General features: G+C 45.0%; 18 protein-coding genes. 17 read left to right on the forward strand and 1 reads right to left on the reverse strand.

Translation table 11 applies throughout. The annotated features are described in order from the left end of the window. The 11 genes from SFV55_RS25435 to SFV55_RS25485 form a co-directional block, all read left to right on the forward strand. Positions 1-276 (forward strand): Uma2 family endonuclease (locus SFV55_RS25435; RefSeq protein WP_320032393.1); only part of this gene is annotated, 276 nt, incomplete at its 5' end. A 33-nt stretch (positions 277-309) separates the two neighbouring features. Next, a complete protein-coding gene (locus tag SFV55_RS25440) occupies positions 310-1,464 on the forward strand; it encodes a T9SS type A sorting domain-containing protein (protein ID WP_320032394.1) in 1,155 nt (384 codons plus the stop codon). A gap of 228 nt (positions 1,465-1,692) precedes the next feature. After that, the gene (locus tag SFV55_RS25445; RefSeq protein WP_320032395.1) at positions 1,693-3,429 is read left to right on the forward strand and encodes an MFS transporter; all 1,737 of its coding nucleotides are present in this window, start codon (positions 1,693-1,695) and stop codon (positions 3,427-3,429) included. Between the two features lie 180 nt (positions 3,430-3,609). Beyond that, positions 3,610-5,742: an ATP-binding protein gene (locus SFV55_RS25450; RefSeq protein ID WP_320032396.1), complete on the forward strand. Its 2,133-nt coding sequence runs from the start codon at positions 3,610-3,612 to the stop codon at positions 5,740-5,742. 65 nt (positions 5,743-5,807) lie between these two features. Next, positions 5,808-7,520 (forward strand): AAA family ATPase, encoded by a 1,713-nt coding sequence (locus tag SFV55_RS25455; protein ID WP_320032397.1) that lies wholly within the window; start codon positions 5,808-5,810, stop codon positions 7,518-7,520. A gap of 144 nt (positions 7,521-7,664) precedes the next feature. Further along, positions 7,665-8,420: a LytR/AlgR family response regulator transcription factor gene (locus SFV55_RS25460; protein WP_320032398.1), complete on the forward strand. Its 756-nt coding sequence runs from the start codon at positions 7,665-7,667 to the stop codon at positions 8,418-8,420. A 136-nt stretch (positions 8,421-8,556) separates the two neighbouring features. Further along, the gene (locus tag SFV55_RS25465) at positions 8,557-8,811 is read left to right on the forward strand and encodes a hypothetical protein (RefSeq protein WP_320032399.1); all 255 of its coding nucleotides are present in this window, start codon (positions 8,557-8,559) and stop codon (positions 8,809-8,811) included. Between the two features lie 247 nt (positions 8,812-9,058). Then, on the forward strand, positions 9,059-10,516 hold the full coding sequence (locus tag SFV55_RS25470) for a M20 family peptidase (RefSeq protein ID WP_320032400.1): 1,458 nt from the start codon (positions 9,059-9,061) through the stop codon (positions 10,514-10,516). Positions 10,517-10,570: 54 nt separating this feature from the next. Next, positions 10,571-11,617 carry a proline iminopeptidase-family hydrolase gene (locus tag SFV55_RS25475; RefSeq protein WP_320032401.1) on the forward strand — a complete coding sequence of 349 codons (1,047 nt, stop codon included), beginning with the start codon at positions 10,571-10,573 and terminating at the stop codon, positions 11,615-11,617. Positions 11,618-11,774: 157 nt separating this feature from the next. Further along, positions 11,775-12,968 carry a DUF1624 domain-containing protein gene (locus SFV55_RS25480; RefSeq protein WP_320032402.1) on the forward strand — a complete coding sequence of 398 codons (1,194 nt, stop codon included), beginning with the start codon at positions 11,775-11,777 and terminating at the stop codon, positions 12,966-12,968. 63 nt (positions 12,969-13,031) lie between these two features. Beyond that, positions 13,032-13,529 carry a hypothetical protein gene (locus tag SFV55_RS25485; RefSeq protein ID WP_320032403.1) on the forward strand — a complete coding sequence of 166 codons (498 nt, stop codon included), beginning with the start codon at positions 13,032-13,034 and terminating at the stop codon, positions 13,527-13,529. A gap of 86 nt (positions 13,530-13,615) precedes the next feature. Here SFV55_RS25485 and SFV55_RS25490 read toward each other — a convergent pair whose 3' ends face one another. Next, the gene (locus SFV55_RS25490) at positions 13,616-15,979 is read right to left on the reverse strand and encodes an ABC transporter permease (protein WP_320032404.1); all 2,364 of its coding nucleotides are present in this window, start codon (positions 15,977-15,979) and stop codon (positions 13,616-13,618) included. 431 nt (positions 15,980-16,410) lie between these two features. On the opposite strand from SFV55_RS25490, the gene SFV55_RS25495 reads away from it, so the two are divergent. The 6 genes from SFV55_RS25495 (at position 16,411) to SFV55_RS25525 (ending at position 24,069) form a co-directional block, all read left to right on the forward strand. After that, on the forward strand, positions 16,411-17,142 hold the full coding sequence (locus SFV55_RS25495) for a hypothetical protein (protein WP_320032405.1): 732 nt from the start codon (positions 16,411-16,413) through the stop codon (positions 17,140-17,142). A gap of 210 nt (positions 17,143-17,352) precedes the next feature. Next, complete coding sequence (locus tag SFV55_RS25500) at positions 17,353-18,513, forward strand: P1 family peptidase (RefSeq protein WP_320032406.1); 1,161 nt, start codon at positions 17,353-17,355, stop codon at positions 18,511-18,513. Positions 18,514-18,544: 31 nt separating this feature from the next. Further along, positions 18,545-19,105 carry a DJ-1/PfpI family protein gene (locus tag SFV55_RS25505; protein ID WP_320032407.1) on the forward strand — a complete coding sequence of 187 codons (561 nt, stop codon included), beginning with the start codon at positions 18,545-18,547 and terminating at the stop codon, positions 19,103-19,105. Positions 19,106-19,529: 424 nt separating this feature from the next. Continuing rightward, positions 19,530-19,793, forward strand: coding sequence for a hypothetical protein (locus SFV55_RS25510; protein WP_320032408.1), 264 nt, complete (start codon positions 19,530-19,532; stop codon positions 19,791-19,793). 38 nt (positions 19,794-19,831) lie between these two features. Beyond that, positions 19,832-21,793, forward strand: coding sequence for a sensor histidine kinase (locus SFV55_RS25515; RefSeq protein ID WP_320032409.1), 1,962 nt, complete (start codon positions 19,832-19,834; stop codon positions 21,791-21,793). Then, positions 21,790-24,069, forward strand: coding sequence for an ATP-binding protein (locus SFV55_RS25525; protein ID WP_413776742.1), 2,280 nt, complete (start codon positions 21,790-21,792; stop codon positions 24,067-24,069). Before SFV55_RS25515 ends, SFV55_RS25525 begins: the two co-directional genes overlap by 4 nt.

Below are 24,069 nucleotides of genomic sequence, written 5' to 3' on the forward strand. Positions count from 1 at the left end.
TTTGAGTTTCGTCCTGGCAACGATGAGGTAAAAGTAACCGAGATGCCTTTGGGCGTAGTAGAAATTTTATCGCCAACCCAGCAACTCGCTGATTTGGTAGCCAAATCCTATCGCTACTTCGAAGCAGGGGTAAAATCCTACTGGTTGGTGCTCCCCGACCTTACCTCTATTTATGTTTTTAGTGCACCTAACGAATACGAAGTTTTTGCCAAAAAAGGCACTTTAAAAGATACCCAACTCAACATAGAACTAGACCTGGAAGCAATCTTCAGGTAACACGCCTCATCCTCATCACCTAAAAACCATACTATGCAGAAAATTCTTTACAGCGCAGTGCTCCTTGCTTACTGCCTGAGCAGTCTTGCTCAAATCACCGTTACTTCGTCTACTTTCCCTGTTGCAGGTGATACCCTGCGTTATGCCATTGATAATCAGCCAACGGTTGACGCTCAAAGCTTGTATACGCCACCAGGCTTCAATCAAACCTGGGACTTAAGCCAATTGAAGGTTCGTATTTTGGCCAATCAGGTTTTCCTGCCAGCCAGTGCTGGAAAAAATGTGGCCAGTTTCCCCGGTGCGGATTTGATCACTACCAATGGGCTAACCGAAACCTATTACAACTTGACCTCCACGCGTTTGGAAATAATGGGTTACGCCGGAACTGACCCTTTTGGGTTCAACCTGAAAGCCATTTATAAATTACGCCCTGCGTTTCCTGAACGCCGTGCACCCCTGAATTTTTTCGACACCAATTCGTCTTCCACTAATATTTTGCAGGGTTTTTCAGTCTCTGAGTTACCTCCGGCGGTCATCAGCTACCTCCCAGTTGGAACCGCCTTTGACTCCCTTCGGATTCGGATGGCAATTTCCCGGATTTCCAGCGTCAACGCTTCGGGGACCATGAAATTACCTTCTGCTCAATACGAGGTTTTGCGCGAAAAAAGTACCCAATACCGGGAATATAGGGTAGACGCCAAAATCCGGGTACTGGGCTGGATAGATGTAACCGATGTGATTATAGCAACTGCTAATGCTTGGGATTCCTTCCTGGGGGTAGATACCACGGTAACCCACCTTTACTTCAATGACAAGAGCAAAGAAGTAATCGCTGAGGTCAACTGGAACACCGCGGAAAATAAGATTCTTAGCGTACGCTACAAAGCTCCGCCCAGGGCTACGGTACCCGTACGCGAAGTACAGCCACCAACTACTCAGTTGCAGATAATCCCCAATCCAGTTGATGCGGAGATCCAATTGAGTTTTGTTCCGCTCATTTCCGGAAAGCTCCGCATCGAATTACGCGATGTGTTGGGGCGGGTACTCAAAAGCAGCCAGGTAGAGGTGATTCAGCAGCAAAAAATGCGCTGGCAAATGCCGGGGCATGATTTGCCGAATGGCATGTATACCCTGGTGCTGAGTATGGCAGATCGACTGGAAACGGTACCTTTGGTTGTACAACACTAAGAAAATAACTTAAAAAACACCCTCCCTTCGGTGGAGTGTTTTTAGGGATTCAGCCACAAATGACACAAATTTTCACAAATTGAGGCACGAACTTCGTTCGTGTTGGGAGCACAAACGCAAGTTTGTGCCTCAATTTGTGAAAATTTGTGTCATTTGTGGCTGAATTTATTTATTGCGCATTGCCGAAGGCGAGGTCCAAACTTTTACAAAAGAACATTTTAGGATTCTATGCGACAGCACCCTTTACGCTCCATCATCACCACTGCTACCGTAGGTACTGTAATCGAATGGTATGACTTTTTTATTTTTGGTGGACTAGCCAGTATTATTTCCAGCCAGTTTTTTCCCAAAGAGAACCCCACTGCTGCCTTTTTAGCCACCCTCGCTACTTTTGCGGCGGGTTTGGTGGTCCGTCCCTTTGGGGCCTTGTTCTTTGGGCGCCTGGGTGACCTGATCGGGCGCAAATACACCTTCATGGCTACCCTGGTGCTGATGGGAGGCTCTACCTTTGTCACGGGGCTGGTGCCGAGTTACGAGCGCATTGGCTTTTTGGCGCCCCTGATTGTACTCATTTTAAGGCTTTTGCAGGGCCTGGCCATTGGAGGTGAAACCGGCGGTGCCACCACCTTTGTGGCCGAACACGCTCCGGTGCGCGAACGTGGCTTCTGGACTTCCTGGATTCAGGTAGCGGGCCCTTGTGGGCTTTTGCTTTCCTTTGGGGTCATCTTGTTGACCAAAAACGCCATGAATAGCACGGCCTGGGAAAGTTGGGGATGGCGGATTCCGTTTTTGGTGTCGGCCATTCTGGTGGGCATTTCCATTTACATCCGCAAAAGTATGGCCGAGTCGCCCCTATTTGTGGAAGCAAAACAGGCAGGGCGCACCTCAAAAAATCCTTTGAAGGAAGCACTGGGCAAAAAGGAGAATTTAAAAGTTGTCCTCTTGGCCACTTTTGGACTGACCCTGGGCATTGGCGTAGCCAGTTACGCCTCCATCGTTTATGTCCAAAACTTCCTGATCAAATTCCGATTTTTGGACTACAACCAAACCTCCCAAATTGTCATGGTCGGTTTGTTGCTGGGCAATCCTTTTTATGTGTTTTTTGGTTGGCTATCCGATCGGGTGGGACGCAAACCCTTGCTGATGTTAGGGCTTTTGCTGGCCATTGTTTGTTTTCGGCCCATTTACAGCCAAATGTACCGAACTACCTCCACTGCTCAGCGCACCGAAAACAAGGCTGCCCAGAAAGTTGCGGTCAGCTATACCCTCCTACCCAACGGGGATTCCTTGCGTACTACGACCAGCACTCTTGTTTTTACCGATGGCACCCTCCAACAAAGCATCGAAAAACAAAGCTTTAAGCAAGGGAAAATGGGCAAAGCAGAATTGAACCAGATCATTACCACCAATGCGGCCGACCGCTGGAAGCTGATTGGGCTCACCCTTTTGTTGGTCATCATCTGTGCAATGTCAGCCAGCCCATCTACCGCTTTTTTGGTGGAAATGTTCCCCATCCAAATCCGCTACACCTCCTTTTCATTGCCTTATCACATCAGTTATGGCATCTTTGGGGGAATGGCTCCGGTGATTGCCACTTATTTGATTGAAAAAGCCAATCTGGGTAGGGCTGCACATTACTATCTCGCAGGCTTGAACTATCCCATTTTATTGATGGGCGTAAGCCTGGTGATTGGATTGTTGTATTTGAGCGAAAAACCTACAGCGGAAATTTCTTGGGTAAAGAGATTAAACCCGCTTAAAAAATTCATGGGCCTGATTTGGATGTTGCTAGGCTTAGCTGCGGCCTATTTTGGTATTTTTGAACTGGGGATTCCCAAGGTCAGTTCAGGCAATCCAGATGATTTAATTTTTGGGCTCATTGCCATGTTGATCATCACTCCGGTTGCGAGTATTGGGGTGTTTCTTTTTGGGAAGTATGCCTGGCAGGGGAGTTATTCATCCTGAAAGGTTGAAGTTTTTGGAAAATGTGGTGAATTGGGAAATAAAATAGTTTTTACACCGCATTAAATTCATTCGGAGTTCCAAATGCTCCATTAGGGAGCCCAAATGCACCACTGGGAAAACTATGCTTTACAGGTACGAATAATGGTGTTAGTTTGGAGTTGAATAAATAGCAACATCATTATGAAAAAAATACTCCACCTCATCCTCACGCTCGTTGTTTATTCTACCTTAGGGGCTCAAACCCTAGACGGGGACACTGTTTTGTTGAGTACAAAAATGTTCACTGACGAAAGGCAAATCATTTTGCTGAGTGACCTGGAGGGGTGGCGCTTTCACAAAGGCAATGACCCATTGTGGTCAAGCAAAAATATGGATGCTTCTCGATGGGCAAAAATGAAGCCCACTGAGTTGAATATTCAACACGCCAACCAGGATGGACGTGCCGAAGGCTGGTTTAGAATGCATTTTAAGCTGGATTCCAGCTTCACTGGTATACCCATTGGCTTTCGCAAGGGCTCCTGGGCGGCCATAGATTTATACGTAAATGGGAAGTTGCTACAATCTTATGGCAATACCGGGCTAGGGGATTTGTACCAGGATGATAATTTTTACCTTAGGTTGGCCAAGCCTTATCCTGCCAAGCCTGGGGTGGTTTATACGTTGGCTTTACATGTAGTAGATTATAAAAACCCTTTGCGCCGCAATCGTTTGAAATCGTATGAAGATCGTCAAATTATGCTCCGGGTAGTTGGCCCCGGCTATAATCAATTCATTAAACCGTACACCCTGGCCGCTTTAAGCAATAATGCAATCGTTCTGACAGCGAGTATTTTATTGAGTCTGTTGCTTTGTTTTTTTGCCCTCATCAACAAACAAGAAAAGGACGTAAAATTAATGGCTTTAACTTCTGTTCTTTTCTTGGTCGAATTTTACGTTGGTAGCTTTTTTGAGAACCAATCCATTTCCTTTATCCGGCGTGAGGTAATCACCGTTTATGTACAACCAATTTTAATATTGTCTTTATTTACTTGGTTCAACTTTGTACTTATTAAAATTTTAAATTCAAAGAACAAAAAAGTTCTTTTGTATTTATTGCTCTGCCTTGTTATGGGTGGCATCATCATTGCATTTTACAACGTTGGTACTGCCGGGATTAGCATCACATTTGGAAACGCGCTCATTTGTATTTTCATTTGTATATCCAACTGGAAACGGGCAAGTGGTGCCCAGCGAGCCTTTGTAGCAGGTATTTTATTAACCTTGGTCGGCTTTGCCATTCTACTGTTGATTGAGCTAGTTTCCGCAAGGTCTTTTTATTCATCAGAACCTGATTTGTTATTTTTAGCTTTCCCTATTTGTATGGTCATTTACGTGATGCTCCGCTTTAGGGAAAATCTCACTGAAATCCAAAACAATGCCCAAAAAATCATCCAGCTTTCTGAAGAGAAAAAGAACCAGGCCATCAACCAGCAAAAAATCCTGGAGGCTGAGGTAATGCGGCAAACCGAGGCATTGCGCAAATCTTATACGGACCTCCAATCCACCCAAGCCCAACTCATCCAATCCGAAAAACTGGCTTCACTCGGCGAACTCACGGCGGGCATTGCCCACGAGATTCAAAATCCCTTGAATTTTGTCAACAACTTCTCTGAAATCAACCAGGAGTTGCTATTGGAAATGCAGGAAGAAATTGAGCAAGGGAACATCGGAGAGGTTAAAACCATTGCCCAGGATTTGTTACTCAACGAGAGCAAAATCCAGCACCACGGCCAACGTGCGGCTTCCATTGTGAAGGGCATGCTGGAGCATTCCCGTACCAGCACAGGAGTAAAGGAACCCACCGACCTCAACGCCCTGGCCGATGAATACCTCCGCCTGGCCTACCACGGCTTACGTGCCAAGGACAATAATTTCAATGCCAAATTAGAAACGCATTTCGATCTCGATTTACCGCTCGTTTCGGTTATTCCCCAAGACATTGGTCGGGTGTTGTTGAATTTGATTAATAATGCTTTTTATGCCGTAACCGAGAAGGCTAAACAAGGAATTGAAGGTTACCAACCAACAGTAACAATAAGTTCTCAAAAACTGGAAAATGCTATAGAAATCCGGGTGAGAGACAATGGCAATGGTATTCCTGAAGCCATCAGAGACAAAATCTTCCAACCCTTTTTCACCACCAAGCCGACCGGGCAAGGGACAGGTTTGGGGCTGAGTTTGGCGTATGATATTGTAACCAAAGGGCATGGTGGTAGCTTAGAAGTACGAAGCGAGGTAGGAGAAGGAACTGAATTTGTGATTCGACTGGCATAAGTTCTACTGCCTGGACTTGTACACCGCAGCAACATATTGTACTTTTACAGGTAAATAATTTGATGATGATCAATATTCCATATGGATTAAGTGATTTTAAGTCTTTGCGCCTGGAAAATTACTTCTATCAGGACCGCACACTGTTCATTGAACAATTAGAAAAATGGAACTCGAAATATCCCGTTTTTTTGCGCCCACGTCGATTTGGAAAGAGCCTATTCATCAGCACTTTACATCATTATTATGGCTTGGAGCACAAAGATTTGTTTTTGAATCTTTTTGGAGATTTACACATTGGCCAACAGCCAACAGCCTTGGCGAATACATATTTGGTACTGCGCTTTGAATTCAGTCGTATAGATACTACAACTCATGAAAGTACTTATCAAGGCTTTTTGAAAAATGTTATTGAGGGCACACGCACCTTTTTGGGAGCTTACCATGAATTTTTTAATGCTGAAGACACCCGCACCATTCTTGAGCAACAAAGTCCGGAAGCGGTTGTAAAAACAATATTTGGCATTACAAAAGCAAGGAATATACCCCATAAAATCTACCTCCTCGTTGATGAGTACGATCACTTTGCCAATGAACTGTTGTCTTTCGACATGGTACGTTTCAAGGCTGATGTGAGCAGAAATGGTTTTGTGCGCAAGTTTTATGAAAGCCTCAAAACCGCCGCAGGTGAAGGTATTGTGGATCGCATCTTCATCACTGGAGTATCGCCCATTACACTGGATTCTCTCACCAGTGGATTTAACATCAGCGATAATATCACTTTAAATCCGGTCTTTCATGATTTGATGGGATTTACCCATTCCGAAGTTGAACAGATGTTGCATTCGTCCGATATCCCGTTGGCTAAAATCCCTACCATGTTGTCAGATTTAATGGATTGGTACAACGGTTATTTTTTCACCACTGATGTGCATGATCGCCTGTTTAACCCCGATATGGTACTGTATTTTCTCAAGGAATATAACGTCTTGAAAAAATACCCCTATGAAATGCTCGACAGCAACATCATTTCCGATTACCGCAAAGTCCGCAAATACTTTCGCATCGGAGCTGATGAAACGGAGCGTTTTGAACTACTGGAAGCGCTGGTCAAGGAAGGCTATGTCGATTTCCCCCTTACTCGCCTGTACAACATCGACGCGCCATTTACCCAAGAAGACTTTTTGAGTTTGCTCTTTTATCTGGGCATCCTCACCGTGCAAGAACCCCGCAGCAGCGATTGGCGATTTCGCATTCCCAATTACGTCATCAAAAAACTGTACTTCGAATATTTCACGGCACTGTTTCTGGAAAAAACCCGCTTTGTGCGCACCCACCAACCCATTACCAAAGCCATTGACACACTGGTCAATGACGCCAATCCTCAAGCTTTTTTGGACATCGTAGAGTACGTACTGGCCGAAAACCATTCCAACCGCGACGAATTGAGTTACGGCGAAAAACACCTGCAAACCTTGATGATTGGTTTGTTTTTTCCCTTCAAGGCTTTTATGATCCACAGTGAATACGAAACGGGCAAAAACTATCCCGATATTTTCCTCGAAAGGGTGCCCGACCGCATGATGAATTATGAAATCGTACTGGAACTGAAATACGTCAAAAAATCGGCTGAAAAAAACTTGCCCAAAGTCATTTCGCAAGCAGAACAACAACTGGATACTTACATGCGCAGCGAACGCTTCAGTCGGCCTGATGTAAGAGGGTTTTATGTCGTGTTTTTAGGTGGCGAAGTACATCAATGGAAACAGTGGGGGAAATAGGGTGTGAAAGTGTCGGTGTGATGGTGTGGGTGTGTAGCCGCAATCATGCGTGTGCCCAGCGTATATGATTTAACCCCTACGAAAAACCTCCTTTATCCTGGCGTTTTTTCTATCTTTGGAGCATGCCCTCTAAGTCTTGATCCTATGGAAAACGCCAAAATCCTCATCGTCGAAGACGAGATCATCATCGCTGCCGATATCTCCATGATGCTCAATAACCTCGGTTATGACGTCACTGGTATTATTCCGCGTGGAGAAGATGCCCTGAAAAGCATCGAAGCAACACGACCCGATCTGGTGTTGATGGATGTCGCTTTGAAGGGCAAAATGAATGGCATAGAAACCGCCCTCAGCATCCGTGAGACCTATCAAATCCCGCTGATTTTCCTCACTGCCAATACAGATGACGACACCTACAACCAGGCCAAAGCCGCTCAACCTTACGCTTTTATGTCTAAACCATTCCGGCAAGCCGACCTGAGTCGAACCGTTGAATTGGTGTTGCAAAAAGTAGCCGAGGAAAAGAGTCAAATCGCTTCTGCTGCTCCGATAGAGGCCGCTCAAAAAGAAGAAAGCATCCTCGCCGACCGCATCTTTGTACGTTACAAAGATCGAATGGTAAAAATAATGTTAAACGAGATTCTTTTTGCGGAAGCGGATCGCAGTTATTGCAAATTTCACACCTCAGATAACGAATACCTGATGAGCCTTCCCCTCGGTGCCTTTGAGGAAAAATTACAATCGGGCGATTTTATGCGTATCCATCGCTCACACATCATCAATGTCACCAAAATTGATGCAGTCTTAGACAACTACAACTATGTTAGCCTTGGTAAACATACCCTGCCCGTAAGCCGAGGTTTCCAGGAGGCTTTGGCAATGCGCCTGAAGGTGATTTAAATCAGACTACTATTTTTCATTCGGAAGGGATTTTTTACCATTGGGATAGTCAAAGCTACCATTGGGAAAGCAGTGTTTTGTCTCCTGCGCTCCATCTTCCATCTTTGTAGCGTCATCAACACCAAATCAGGCTCATATGAAAATGCTACTTTCCCTTCTCGCTTGCTTTTGTACCCTTGGCCTCAATGCACAGGTACAAATGTTACATGTAAAAGAAGCTACGGTTACAAGTCAGGTTGCGTCAGTGACCCAAAGTGCTTACAATGTTTACCAGTGGATTGTTCTTTTGTGTGTTTTTGCCGTGTTAGGATGGTTGGTGTTTTCTTTTGGGGTGATTGCTGATTGCAGCACTTTGAACAAAGGCATCAAAAGAGAGGGTTCAATTTTTTGAACCTGCCGACGCCCTAAGTATTGGTAAAGCCCCTTCTAACAAAATCACCAAAGTGACATTTTATTACCACAAAGGGAAAACGGAGGACGCAAAGAATACAAAGTTAGACGTTGGCGGCGCCTCACTGCGTGTTTTTGGGGCCTCCTTTTCTATTGGTGCTCAAAAATACTTTGCTTATAAGAGCATGTGCAAGTTTAAAATTATGTGCGTAGAAGTTTAAACATAAACTTATCTTTAGTACAAAAACATGTGGAAACTCTTCAAATACCTGGCCATACCCTTTGTGATCTTGGTACTTGTCATGCTGTTCAATACCCTCCGTTTGTCCTCCAAACAAATGACCGGAATTCCCCCTGCTCCAACCTTGGCCATTGGGGACTCAGTGGTTGGACACCTGGCCTCAGCTATTCAGTTCCGCACCGTTTCGAATGCCGACATTACCCTCATCGACAGCGCCCAATTTGAAAAATTCATTACTTTTTTGGCCAAAACCTATCCTTTGGTGCACGCCCAATTGCAGCTTGAGCGGGTTAATCAATACGCTTTATTGTACAGCTGGAAAGGCAAAAACGCCAAACTCAAACCTGCGCTCCTGATGGGGCATTACGACGTGGTGCCCGTGATCCAGGGAACGGAAAGATTGTGGAAACACAAACCCTTTGCCGCTGAAATCGCCGATGGCTTTTTGTACGGGCGCGGCACCCTGGATGATAAAGTTACCGTGATTGGTATTTTGGAAGCGGTGGAACACCTGCTGCAAAAGGGTTACCAACCGGAGCGCGATTTTTACCTTGCTTTTGGTCACGATGAAGAAGTATCGGGCCACAACGGCGGAAAAAAAATCGCCGAATTGTTGGCTGCGCGCAAGGTCGAACTGGAATTCGTGATGGATGAAGGCGGGAGTATCCAGGTAGATGCCATTTCCGATATCCCCAAACCCATTGCATTCGTAGGTGTTGCTGAAAAAGGCTATACCACTTTAACCCTGACTGCCGTAGGTGATGGTGGCCACTCCTCCATGCCGCCACCCCAAACCAGCATCGGCGAATTGGCTACGGCCATCGATCGGCTCCAAAAACATCCTTTCCCGGCCCGCCTGGAGGGAGCCGTTGGTTATTTGCAGGACTACCTTGCTCCGGAGATGCCCTTTGGCACCAAAATGGCCATGGCCAACCGCTGGTTGTTGAAATCCACCATCATCAGCATGCTGGCCCAGTCGAATCCCGGCAATGCCTCGGTGCGCACCACCATTGCTCCTACCATTCTGGAAGCCGGGGTAAAGGACAATGTGTTGCCCATAGAAGCTATCGCCAAAGTTAACTTTCGGATTTTGCCCGGAGACTCCGTAGCGGGTGTGATTGCCCATGTCAAAAAAGCCATTGACAATAAGCGAATAAAGGTTGAATCGAATCCAAAATTCGATACCAACCCCTCCCCCGTTTCAGATACAGCCACATTGGGTTTTCGACTCATTCATCGTACCATCAAACGTTGTTTCCCGGATGTATTGGTCTCCCCTTACCTGGTGTTGGGCGCAACTGATTCGCGTTTTTTTAGCCAGGTTTCCCCTAATGTCTACCGCTTCATGCCTGTGCGCATGAACGACGAAGACCTCAAACGCCCACACGGCACCAATGAGCGGATCAGTACTGCGGATTTTAAAAATGTGGTGAAGTTTTATGTCGAACTGATCCAGGGGAGCTAAGCCCTTTTTTAACCAACATTCATTATCTAGTTTTTTCATCAATTGTCCAACATCATGTTCAAATCATTTGCCCTTTCACCCATTTCCTCGCTGGCTTTTTTGCTGCTCATCGCTGCTTCAAATGCTTGCCAACCACAAGCTACACCATCCGCTGACCATGTACACCTGGAAGATTATTTCTCCAGTACCAACGATGCGAACCCCAAATCTGGTGGAGTCCGCCTCATCCCCATCAAAACCCCCAAGGGTGAATTCAAGGTTTGGACCAAACGGTTTGGCAACAACCCCAAGATCAAAGTGTTGCTCCTCCACGGCGGCCCAGCATGCACCCACGAGTATTTTGAGTCTTTTGAAAGTTTTTTGCCGCAGGAAGGCATTGAATTCATCTATTACGATCAGCTTGGCTCGGCGTATTCGGATCAACCCTCCGATACCAGTTTGTGGAACCTCCCGCGCTTTGTGGAGGAGGTAGAACAAGTACGTCAGGCTCTGGGCTTAAACAAGGATAACTTCTACCTGCTGGGGCATTCCTGGGGTGGCATTTTGGCCATGCAGTACGCCCTGAAGTACCAACAAAACCTCAAGGGCTTGATCGTGAGCAACATGATGGCCAGCTGCCCCAAATACGGTGCCTATGCGGATAATGTATTGGCCAAACAACTGGATCCCAAAGTGCTGAAGGAAGTACAAGAGCTGGAAGCCCAGGGGAAATATACCGACCCACGGTATATGGAATTGCTGATTCCCAATTTTTACGAGCAACATATTCTGCGCATGCCCTCGGCAGAATGGCCAGATGCAGTGAACCGCACTTTTGCCAAGCTCAATTCCCAGATTTATGTCTCCATGCAAGGACCCAGTGAGTTTGGCATTTCAGGCAAACTGGAAAAGTGGGACGTGAGTGCGGAATTGCCCAAGATCAAAACGCCCACCCTGGTCATCGGGGCCAGCCACGATACCATGGACCCAAAGTACATGAAGTGGATGTCAACGCAGTTTCCCAAGGGGCAGTTTGTGTTGTGTCCCAATGGCGGGCACATGTGTATGTGGGATGATCAGGAGCATTATTTCCCAGGGTTGATTTCGTTTTTGAAGCAATAACGACATGACCTTTTGCCACAAAGACACTAAGCCACTAAGCCCTTCTCATCCTTAGAATTTGTGCTTAATGTCTTTGAGCCTTAGTGCCTTTGTGGCAAAAAAATAAAAACTTCCAGTATTTTGCACCGACAACTGTTGACCTATAAATCATCCATGCATGACGGCTATTCCGAAAAACAGAATTGAATCCATTGATGTGCTTCGAGGCATCGTGATGGTCATCATGGCGCTGGATCACACTCGCGAGTTTTTTCACCTTGGTGCCTATACCGCTGATCCACTGGATTTGGCGACCACTACGCCGATTCTGTATTTTACCCGCTGGATCACCCACTTTTGTGCCCCCATTTTTGTGTTCCTTTCGGGCACCTCGATTTATTTGCAAAGTTTGCGCAAGACGCCGCAGGAGCTGCGTACATTTTTACTCAAGCGGGGTTTGTGGCTGATTTTTATTGAATTGGTGGTGGTGTCTTTTTGTTTCACCCTCAATCCTTTTTTCAATGTGCTGATTTTGCAGGTCATCTGGTGCATCGGCATTTCCATGGTGATTATGAGTGTATTGCTCCGCCTCCCCTTCAAGTTTATTTTGGCATTGGGTTTAGTCATCGTTTTGGGGCATAATCTTCTGGATATTCCTGAGGCTGCGGAAGGATTTAAGCCCAATTTTTGGTGGATGTTGCTCCATCGGACTGGCGCTTACCCTTTTGATGGAGGTCACATTCTCTACATTTTGTATCCCTTTCTGCCCTGGACGGGCCTAATGTTTTTGGGGTATTGCAGTGGGGTATTTTTTTCGCCAAGCTATTCAAGGGAACAACGTGGTCGTATCTTGGTCCGCCTGGGATTGGGTGCAGTACTGTTTTTTATAGTCCTCCGCTTCGTGAATATTTATGGCAATCCTACCCCCTGGAGTGCGCAAAAAAATGCCGTCCTAACTGTACTTTCCTTTTTGAATGTCAATAAATACCCTCCTTCCCTGCTCTTCATGTGTATGACGATTGGCCCGGCTTTGTTGATGCTGGCCTGGCTGGAACGGGTACAAAATGGCGTGACCAATGTTTTGCGCACCTACGGCCGGACAGCCCTTTTTTATTACCTCATCCATTTTTACCTCATCCACATCAGTTCGGCGATTTGTTTTCTCGCCAGAGGGCATTCGGTGGCTGAAGCATTCGATTTTGCTACCAAAAACCAGTTTCCCTTCTTGTTCATCATACCTGGAGAGGGATATAGTTTGACGGTGACCTATGTGATCTGGGTCGTCATTGTGGTTGGTTTGTATCCCCTTTGTAGGTGGTATGATCGGTATAAAACGGGTCACCCTGAGAAATGGTGGTTGAGTTATTTGTAGCAAAATCTTTAATGCTGAAAATCAAAAAGTTACACGAAAATCAATAACAACAATTTGAAAGTCATGGGATGGGATATACATGCCTATTTTATAAAAAGAATAACCCAATCTACCGTTGATTGGGAAAGCTTAGTACAGCGAGCTGAGCAAATGGCATTTTTCCACAACATTGAATTTTACAATTCTGAATCATCGATATCGTTTTTGATTGACAAAAGAGACATTGACGAAAATATATCTTCGTTTGTATCCGGCCATACGGTATGGCGATATGAAGAGACTGGGAGATTCGAAAAAGATGAAGCAATCCATCTGGAAGAAAAAGATTTGCCACATTTGGCGAAAAATGAAAAATACCAGCTCAACCCCGACATGCAATATTACTATGATGGGTATCATCCAAAATCAGTGAAATACTTAGCAGACAAGGCCATTGACCTAATTGTAAGTAAACAGGTGATTCCTGAAAGAGAACGTACCATTGCTTCCCTTTTCCAAATATCCGCTCTTTATGGGTTTGCACTCGAAGAAGGGGTCAGGGTGGAAGAAGAAGCCATGTAAATGCCTGCCTCAAAACCATCAATAAAGTGGCGGCGAGGAAGGAGCTGACGAGCTGTTGGTTCATTTTGAATTATTTGCTACAGGGCTTACTCTGTTTTCAAACTTTTCACTGGGTTCATCAACGCTGCTTTGATGGCTTGGTAGCTCACGGTTAGTATGGTGATCAACAATGCGCCAACAGCAGCAATCGCGAATACCCACCAGGAAATATCTGTTCGGTAATCGTATTTTTCGAGCCAGTTGTTCAAGAAATAATAGGAAATAGGGACGGCCAGCACTGAAGCGATCAGGACCAAAACCACAAAATCCTTTGATAAAACTTGCCAAAGATTCAAGACCGATGCACCTAAAACCTTCCGAATACCTATTTCTTTGGTACGCTGCTCGGCCACAAAGCTGGCCAAGCCAAACAAACCCAAACAAGAAATAAAAATAGCGAGAATGGCAAAAATCAAAGCCAATTTGCCAATTCGCTGCTCATCGCCATATTTTTTGGCGTATTCTTCACTGACAAATTGAAATTCAAAGGGGTATTCCGGGTTGTACTTTTTAAAAATGCGCTCTATTGCTGCCAATGATTGATCAGTTGGTTTGGACGCCGTCAGTCTGATGTTTACGGTATTGATGTTTCCGCGATCAAAATAAACGAATAGCGGGTCAATGGCTTTGAAAGGTGAATCCATGATCAAATCTGCCATCACTCCAGTTACGATTCTTTCCTGGTTTCCTTCACGGAATACCGTGCCGATGGGCTCTTTCAACCCCAATATTTTTACTGCTGCTTGATTGATAATGACTGCGGAGGAGTCGGATGGCAAACCACTGAAATCTTTGCCTTCAATCATTTTTACGCCAAATGTTTTGGTGAAATCCAAGTCTATTGCCATCATATTCACTAGAAAATCGGCATTTTCAGGCTTGCCTTTCCAATTAGGCACCGGGCTTTTCCACCAAACTTCAGTGATTGGCGAAAAACTCCTATTGACATTTTCTACAGCATTGGTGTTTAACAATTCAGCCTTCAAAGCCTCATAGTTTTTCTGAATATCGCTCGACGACTCTACCGTGATCAATTGCGCTTGGTTGTATCCCATCTCCCTGTTTCTGATGTGACTGATTTGCAGATAAACCAGGATGGTCGCCGAAATCATCATTACTGAAACGGTAAATTGTCCTACGACCAATATTTTGCGGGGCAGTGTGGCGTTTTTACCCATTTTGAATGTTCCTTTCAACACCTTGATGGGGTTGAAGGACGATAGATAAATAGATGGGTAACTGCCCGCAACGAATCCGGTAAGCGCAATAATTGCCAATGCTGCCAACCAAAAATATGGATTTGCAACATCAAGTACGATCGTTTTTTCAACCAATTGATTGAATTGGGGCAATAAAAGCAACACCGAAAGAATGGAAACAGCAAAGGCAATCAACACGATGAGAAAGGACTCACTGTAAAACTGAAGCGCCAATTGAATTTTGTTGGAACCAATAGCTTTGCGAATCCCGACCTCTTTGCTTCGTTTTTCGGAACGTGCAGTTGATAAATTCATAAAGTTGATGCAGGCAATCAACAAAATAAACAAAGCAATGATGCCAAACAAACGTACGTATTCTATCAAACCTCCTACATTCTTTCCATCTTTAAACTCGCCATACAAGTGTAATTTCAAAAAAGGAAAAACAAAATATTTACTAATTGCTTTGTCATCTGGCGAACGTTGATGTTTGATTTGATTGATTTGGCTTTCAAGCTGGCTAATGTTCGTATTGGTATTGGTTTGTACGAATACCTGCCATGAGGATCCATACCAATTGGCCATAAATCGTTTGGTATCTTCATCTGAATAATTAAATGGCAGGATGTAATCAAACTTGATCGTGGAATTTGAGGGTACATCTTCCACAATTGCTACTACTTTTACATCAATATCGTTACCGGGAAGCCTAATGATTTTGTCAATCGGATCGGAATTTCCGAAAATGGCTTCTGCCGTGGATTGGCTCAACACAATAGAATTAGGGTCTTTAAAAATCGATTTCGGGGTGCCATTCAGCGCTTTCCAAGAAAATACATCAAAAAAGTGTTCACTCACTCGATACCCGTTTTTTTTGATTTTGGTATCTTGATAAATCATCACCCTATCTTGCGGATGAGTGGTAACCACTGCATTTTTTACCAAAGAGCTGTTTTTTTCCAATGCATCCGCAAGTGGAAGAACCATGTTCTCATCTGTAAACGTTTGATTGTTAAACGTTCTATTCGCAAACACTTTATAGATCTGAAGCTTATTTTCATGAAATGTATCATACGTGACTTCATCATAGATCCAAAGTGAAATCAAGATGGTGCAGGTCATGCCGAAGGAAAGACCTAAAATGTTGATAAGTGAATATCCCTTGTTGCTTTGAAGATTCCTTCGAGCGATTTTGAAATAATTGAGCAGCATAATGTTGTTTTTGATTACTTAGCGGCTTTACCTGAAAGGCCCCTATAGTTCATTCTGTTTTTGAGGATGTTTCTAGGTTCTGAAACCAAAAACGATGCCAACAAAATAAAGCACTAATAACCAATCAAATAAAAGATATACACCTAAAAATAATGTCCGTTATTGGTACAAGAGTGTCCGTTTAAGAACTAGAGATAGCTTCTAAACTATGACATGGCACAATGAAAGAGCATAGTGCAACTATACCGTTTTCTAGTTCTGGTAAAAATAACGTCCATCTTTATTTTACTTCCTCTCTTACCAAGCGGATAGTCAAAACTACCAACGGGAAAGTCTCCTTTGCATCCCCAGGAGTTTCGAGCCATTTTTAGGGTATCAACTGACGGTGCTGCACCCTGCGGCTGCACCCTTCACCATAAACTCACTACAAAATGATCTCGAGAACCTGCTTCATCGGTATTTTTACCATCCTGGCCTCCACCACTTGCCTCCAGGGCCAAAGCAATGCCAACTTACAAGCCAAATCTGGCGCCTTAGCCAAAGCAGTACCCGTCGCTTCAGAGGGACCTGAACAAGGTTGGCGAACCATCACCGGACGTATTCTGGATTTCAACAAGGAAGCCCTGTTTGGCGGCGAAGTTTACGGCCGTCTTGGCGGCAGTATTCCTTTTTCCGCTATTTCCAACTTGAAAGGGGAATACCAGATCAAGATTCCCAAAACCCAATCGCGATTGGAATACAGCTACGAGGGCTTTGATTATGGTGAAATTGCTTTAGGGGATGAAGATACCCTGAACGTGATCCTTTTGTACTACGGTGCCTACGGCATAAGCCCGGAGTTGGAGGCCATCCAATACACGCAGCCCTCCAAACGGCCCTTTTCCATCAAAGTTAGGGGTAAAATCCAGTCAGGGGGCCCACAGGAGGCCATTGGCCCCTATGTGCGCATCGAAGGCACCAAAGACAAAATTTTCCCCGATGCGGAGGGCAATTTTGAATTTATGGCGCCTCCAGGAAGGGATATTCTTTCTTTTGAAAGTGAAAATTTTCCGGCGCGAAAGGTGCTCTTGCCTGACTTAAGATCGGTTTATATCCCCGTTAAATTATGGCCAGGCAAGCCTGAACAATCAAAAAAAAGACGAAAAAATTACAAGCCCAGTTAAGTAACGCAGAAAAATCAACTTCCCGATTTGGCTTTTGAATAGGAAGTCGAACGCTTCATTTCAAGTGAGCTTCCTATTCAAAAGCCCCAAAAAAAATCGGGACGTAATTTTTTGCGTCATACTAAGATACATTCATACCAATCCGGAGGGCCTGGGGAGCATTTTTACTTCAATTATTTAGGTATCTTACCACACCTAAAACCTGCTCCTATGAAGGCCCTCTTTTTTTTCTCCCTAATCGTTTTTAGTCTCCATGTTCAAGCCCAAAAGCCCCGCGCCCGCGACATTGGCATCCCTTTTGAAGGCACACCCGGTCCCTATAATGCCATCACCGATGTAAAAGGGGTGGAAGTTGGCTACAGCACCATCATTGCTGGTCAGGGGGAAAACATCCGGGGCAAAGGCCCCGTGCGCACGGGTGTAACCGCCATCCTGCCCCGTGGTCGCGTCAACAATCCGGTTTATGCCAATTGGTATTCCCTCAACGGCAACGGTGAAATGACCGGCACCACCTGGATCACCGAATCCGGTTTTTTGGAAACACCCCTCATGATCACCAATACCAACAGTGTGGGCGTAGTGCGCGATGCGGTGTTGAAATGGTTTGTGGATCACCACTGGTACCAGGAAGATTTTTGGTACACCTATCCGGTTGTGGCCGAAACCTACGACGGTTTCCTCAACGACATTTACGGCTTCCACGTCAAAGAAAGCCATGCCTATGCTGCCCTCGACAGCGCCAAAACCGGCCCGATCAAGGAGGGCAATGTAGGTGGTGGCACGGGCATGATGTGCCTGGGTTTTAAAGGCGGTACGGGCACGGCATCGCGGATCGTCAAAGTTGCCGATTCGACCTACACCCTGGGGGTATTGGTGCAATCCAATTTTGGTTCTAAAAGGAATTTTCGCATTGCCGGAGTACCCATCGGTCAATTGTTGAAGGATACTTTGAACTATGAATTCAAAAAAGCTCCGCAGCACTACCGCAAACCCGGCGATGGATCAATCATCGTCGTCGTCGCCACCGACGCTCCCCTCCTACCCCACCAACTGAAACGGATTGCAGCTCGGGTGCCACTGGGCATTGGTATCGTTGGCGGGAGGGGCGAAAATGGCTCCGGGGATATTTTCCTCGCCTTCTCCACGGGTAATCCTGGTGCCTTTCAGCGCGAAAAATTCACCAAAGTAGTCGAGTTGCCCAATGACGAAATCAATCCGTTGTTTGATGCCACTGTGCAAGCCGTGGAAGAAGCCATCATCAATGCCATGGTCGCCGCCGAAACCATGGAGGGCATCAATGGCAATAAGGCCTATGCTTTGCCCCAGAAGAAAGTGATGGAGTTGTTGCGAAAGTATGGGCGGGTGAAGTAACTTTAAGGTACAATAAACAAACAACGACATTATGTCCACCAAAGCAAAAATTCTCATCATCACCGGAGACGCCGGCGAAAGTTACGAATGCCTTTATGCCAAACACCGCTTTGAGGAAGCTGGCTACCAGTCGGTTATTGCCGCACCCAGCAAAAAACGCATGAATCTGGTCATCCACGATTTTGAACCAGGTTGGGACACTTACATCGAAAAGCCAGGATACCTCGTGGAATCGGATATCGCTTTTTCCGAAGTCAACACCCAGGATTACCTGGCCGTATTGCTCCTGGGGGGGCGGGCACCGGAGTTTTTGCGCCACGATGCCAAAGTGCTGGACATTGTGCGGGAATTCGACCGCGACGACAAGTACATTTTTTCCATTTGCCACGGCATCCAAATTTTGACCGCAGCAGGCCTGGTCAAAGGAAAAACCCTGACCTGTTACGAAAATGTCCGCTTTGAGGTGGAATCCTGCGGCGGCACTTTTGTGGGCAAATCCGAAGCCGTAAAGGATGGCCGCTATGTAACGGGGCAAACCTGGCAATCACACCCCGATTTTTATCGCCTGGTGTTTGAGTGTTTGCAGGGCTAAGTTTTTCCCATAGCATTCGCGTCGTCCCGAATTTTTGGAATAACAAACCGCGGATGCGGTTGAATTTATAATAGCCCCGGTCGTCCGGGGTCATTTTGGTAGCACAAGGTTTCGCAACCGCGGATGCGGTTGAACTTTGTGCTCAATTGAGTTCAACCACTGCCGTGGTTGCCGCCAATTTGACCCAACTATTTACCCCGGACGACCGGGGCTATTATAAATTCAATCGCTCCGCGATTAGATTTATGCCAGATTTTGACTTTTCAAAAACTCGGGATGACTCAGATTAGCATTTCATTCGGAGGCCAATTCTTACCATTCGGAAAGTCTCAGCGTCCATTCGGAGATTCATCATAGCATTGAAGTGACCCTTGCGCTACTTTTGGAGTACAATCATTTTTTACATCACTTTAATCGCTATACCATGAAAACGCAAATTCAAACTACTCGCAATTACTGGTTCATCCTGGTTTTGATCGCCGGTATCCAAAGCTGTGGAGCTTACAAAACGCCCATGTTGAATCATGAGCATGAAGCCAACCACAATGGTATTGTACATTTGAAGAGCTGCCCGGTGGTGAGCCCGGGGCGTAGCGTATTTTTTGAAGAGCATGTGTATGATGCTGAGGCGACTACTTGTGGATATTGTGGGCAGAAGCAGGTGGTGCAGATGGCGGCGTTGAAGTAAATACGTAGGCATTCCCAACAAAACGATCACCTTTGCGCATGAAAAATCTACTCTTCTTGTTCTTGGTCTTTTTTAAGCTCAGTCTTGGATTTGGGCAAACCCCTGTTTTGGACAGTTTAAAACAAGAATTTGCCAAGGCAAAAAGTGATACCGCCAAGGTCTTGTTGTATGAAAAGTTGATGAAAGCAACTCAAGGCCAAGCCGCTATTGATTACGGGATGAAAGGCTTGGCTTTGGCTAAACGGATTCACTATGACAAAGGGGCGATTTTGTGTGGCAACTGGCTAGCTTTTAGTTTAGTTCAACAAAACTACTATAAGTCCATTTTGATCCTGATGGAAACAAAGCAGCTTTGTGAAAAGAACAAAGATTCTATGCAATTGGCTCAAACATTGGGTTATTTGGGTTATGCTTACGGTAGGTTTGACCACCAAAAAGGGCTACAATACTATTTTGAATGCAAAAAACTAATGGAAAAAGTGAACTTGCCCCAAAGTACTATTCCCATCAATACGCTTATTGGATTCGAGTATAAAGATGCAGGTATTCCAGACTCAGCATTGGTTTATCTTCAAAAAGGATATACTTATGCTTTGCAATCAGCCACCCCTTTCCTCCCCCCTCAATCTTTTTATGTGCATTTCGGCGAGGTGTATTACCAAAAAGGTCAGAAGGAGCTCGCCATGAGCTATTTTCGTCGCTCGATTGGAGGACAGGTTTTTCTGGGAATGGCCAACATCTTCCGCGATAAAAATGAGCTGGATTCGGCCAGGTATTACGCCAAAAAGGCGCTCCACATCTTCCAAGAAAAGAAAATGAATTTACACCTCATTCAGGCTGCAAATTTACTTTTTGAATTGTACAAAAACTCAAATGCCGCAGAAGCACTCAATTACCTTGTTCTCGCCACCACCACTAAAGACAGTCTTTTTAGCCAAGAAAAAGGGCGACAGATCGAAAAATTAGCTTTTGAGGAACGGGAACGGGCTGCACAAAACGAAAGGATGATCGTAGCCCGTGAGGTTGCTTTTAAAAATCGAGTCAGGCTTTATGCGTTGCTGGCCGTTTTGGGTGTTGTTTTGTTGATCGCTTTCATCCTTTACCGCAACAACCGTCAAAAACAAGTGGCCAACGCCCTTCTGTTAGCTCAAAAAGAAGAAATTCAAAGCACCCTCAACCTGCTCAAATCCACCCAAGCCCAACTCATCCAATCCGAAAAACTCGCCTCCCTCGGTGAACTCACTGCAGGCATCGCCCACGAAATCCAAAACCCGCTCAACTTCGTCAACAACTTCGCCGAGGTCAGCGCTGAAATGCTGGACGAGATGCACGAAGAACTGGAAAAAGGAGATACTACCGAGGCTATTGCCATTGCTAAAGATCTTAAAACAAACCTGGAAAAAATCAACCACCACGGCCAACGCGCTTCCTCCATCGTCAAAGGGATGCTTGAACACTCGCGGGCAAGTACAGGGGTAAAGGAACCTACCGACCTCAATGCACTGGCAGATGAATACCTGCGACTGGCGTATCACGGCTTGCGAGCGAAGGACAACAACTTCAACGCGACGATGGAAACTCATTTTGATCCCGATTTGCCGCTGGTTTCTGTCATTCCGCAGGACATTGGGCGGGTGCTGCTGAATTTGATCAACAATGCCTTTTACGCGGTTGCTGAGCGTAGTCGAAGCATTGTAGGGTCACCCCTCGCGGGTGCCCAATCGTACCAGCCCACCGTCACCATTTCCACCCAGAAAATTGACGATCAAATTCTGATTAAGGTACAAGACAATGGCAACGGCATCCCCGAAGCCATCAAAGACAAAATCTTCCAGCCGTTTTTTACGACCAAGCCCACCGGGCAAGGCACGGGCCTGGGGCTGAGTTTGGCGTATGATATTGTGACCAAAGGGCATGGGGGAACTTTAATGGTGGAAAGTATAGCGGGCGAAGGAACTGCTTTTGTCTTGACACTGACTCAAAATCCAAGCCAGCCATGAATAAAATCATCATTTTGACGCTTTGTTTTCTGGGTATTCGTCTGCTATCTTTAACAGAATGTAATGCTCAATCTGTTATTCAATTATCCGATAAAATTGCCAATTACAATATCCAGGAAAATGTAGAAGTTCTACCCGATTCTTTAGGAAAGCTGAAGATTGAGCAAATCAGTTCCCCAGCATATGCAGGTAAATTCCAAAAAGGCTACGATAAAAATATTTGGTTGGCCAATACAAAGTTGAAAGCGCATTGGTTGAAATTAAAGGTTAAAAACGAATCAAATCACAACAGATGGCTGATTAGGATAAGAGGGAACAAAGTAACCCTATTTGATCAGCAAGTCAATGGTGGTTTCAAAACTTATCAGATGGGCGATATGATTCCTATCCAGAATTGGTATTTTAAAAAAGCCTTTGCCAATGACTACATCTTGCCGCTGCTCGTTGAAACCGGAGAAGAAAAAGTATTCTATTGCCATATTGAAACGATTGATTATCTAACTTTAGCAAACAGTACGATCTCCGCGCAGAACCTCATTCAAATTTACAATGAGAAAATTTCCATCTTGAATGAGTGTAAGTTTATCAACGAAGTTAGAAACCGTACCATGATTGATACTATCGTCATTGGCGGCTTATTAATCATGCTATTTTATCACCTTATTTTGACTTTTATTTTAAAAGATAAAGTTTATCTCTATTATGTATCATACAATTTTTTTCTTGTCCTAACATTAATGGTTTGGAAAGGATGGATTGATGTTTTAGAATTTTATGAATTGCCTATTGAGGATAGAACGCGCCTTTTCGTAATTGCAGTTATGTCATCACTTTTTTTTTACACCTTATTTGTTATAAATTATCTAGATTTAAAAAAATTCAAACCTCGTTTCAATGTTTTTATAAAGTATTATTTATGGATAATTGCGGCCATAATTGTTTCATTCGTCCTAAATATTCAAATTGTAGAGCGTATTGGAAAGTTATTGCCTATCAATCACATCTTGCTAACTTTTACTTTATTCATAGTCGCACTCAGTTTATGGAATAAAAACCCCTTGGTAAAAATATTCTTATTGGGAGATAGCTTTTTCATGCTATCTTTTACACTCTCCCCTTTGAGTTTTATTCTTTTTCAAGTATTTGAATTACCCGTCCTCCCCCTTGACTTTTCAAACATACAAATGATCGATATTGGGGCTTATATACAGCAAATCATCTTTGCCTATAGTTTGGCGCTAAGAATCCAGCTTTCTAACAAAGAAAAAAACCAAGCCCAAGCCGAAACCATCAAGATTCAACAGGAAGCAAATCAACAACTAGAACAAAAAGTGCAAGAACGCACCCACCAACTCCATGAAACCAATGAAGAACTGGAGCTAAGCATTGAACAGATAAATGTCAAAAACCAGGAACTAGGCGAAACCCTAAATACCCTCCGCTCCACCCAAGCCCAACTCATCCAATCCGAAAAACTCGCCTCTCTCGGTGAACTTACTGCGGGCATCGCCCACGAAATTCAAAACCCGCTGAACTTCGTCAACAACTTCGCCGAAGTGAGCGTAGAAATGCTGGACGAGATGAAAGAAGAAATAAAGGCTGGCAATACTTCCGAAGTTATTGCTATCGCCGATGACTTGGAGCAAAATCTCAGCAAAATCAACCACCACGGCCAACGCGCCTCCGCCATCGTCAAAGGGATGCTCGAACATTCGCGGGCGAGTACGGGCGTGAAAGAACCTACTGACCTCAATGCACTGGCTGATGAATTCCTGCGGCTGGCGTATCATGGATTGCGGGCGAAGGACAATAACTTCAATGCTACACTGGAAACGCATTTTGATCCCAATTTGCCCAAAGTGTCGGTGATTCCGCAGGACATTGGGCGGGTGCTATTGAATCTGATCAACAATGCGTTTTATGCGGTTGCTGAGCGTAGCCGAAGCACGGTGCAGCAGCGCGACGTAGAGACCTTGCATGCAACGTCTCTACAACATCCCCCATATCAACCCACCGTTTCCGTTTCCACAAAACGACTGGAAAATGCCATTGAAATCCGGGTAGAAGACAATGGGAATGGCATTCCTGAAGGGATCAAGGAGAAAATCTTCCAGCCATTTTTCACCACCAAGCCGACTGGACAGGGCACAGGTTTGGGGCTAAGTTTGGCGTATGACATTGTGACCAAGGGGCACGGCGGCGTGCTGGAAGTTGAAAGCAAAACAGGAGATGGCACCACCTTTACCATTCAATTGCCCGATCCAAAAAACCGCTAA

This window comes from Haliscomenobacter sp., from assembly GCF_033763495.1.
Classification (GTDB): domain Bacteria; phylum Bacteroidota; class Bacteroidia; order Chitinophagales; family Saprospiraceae; genus Haliscomenobacter.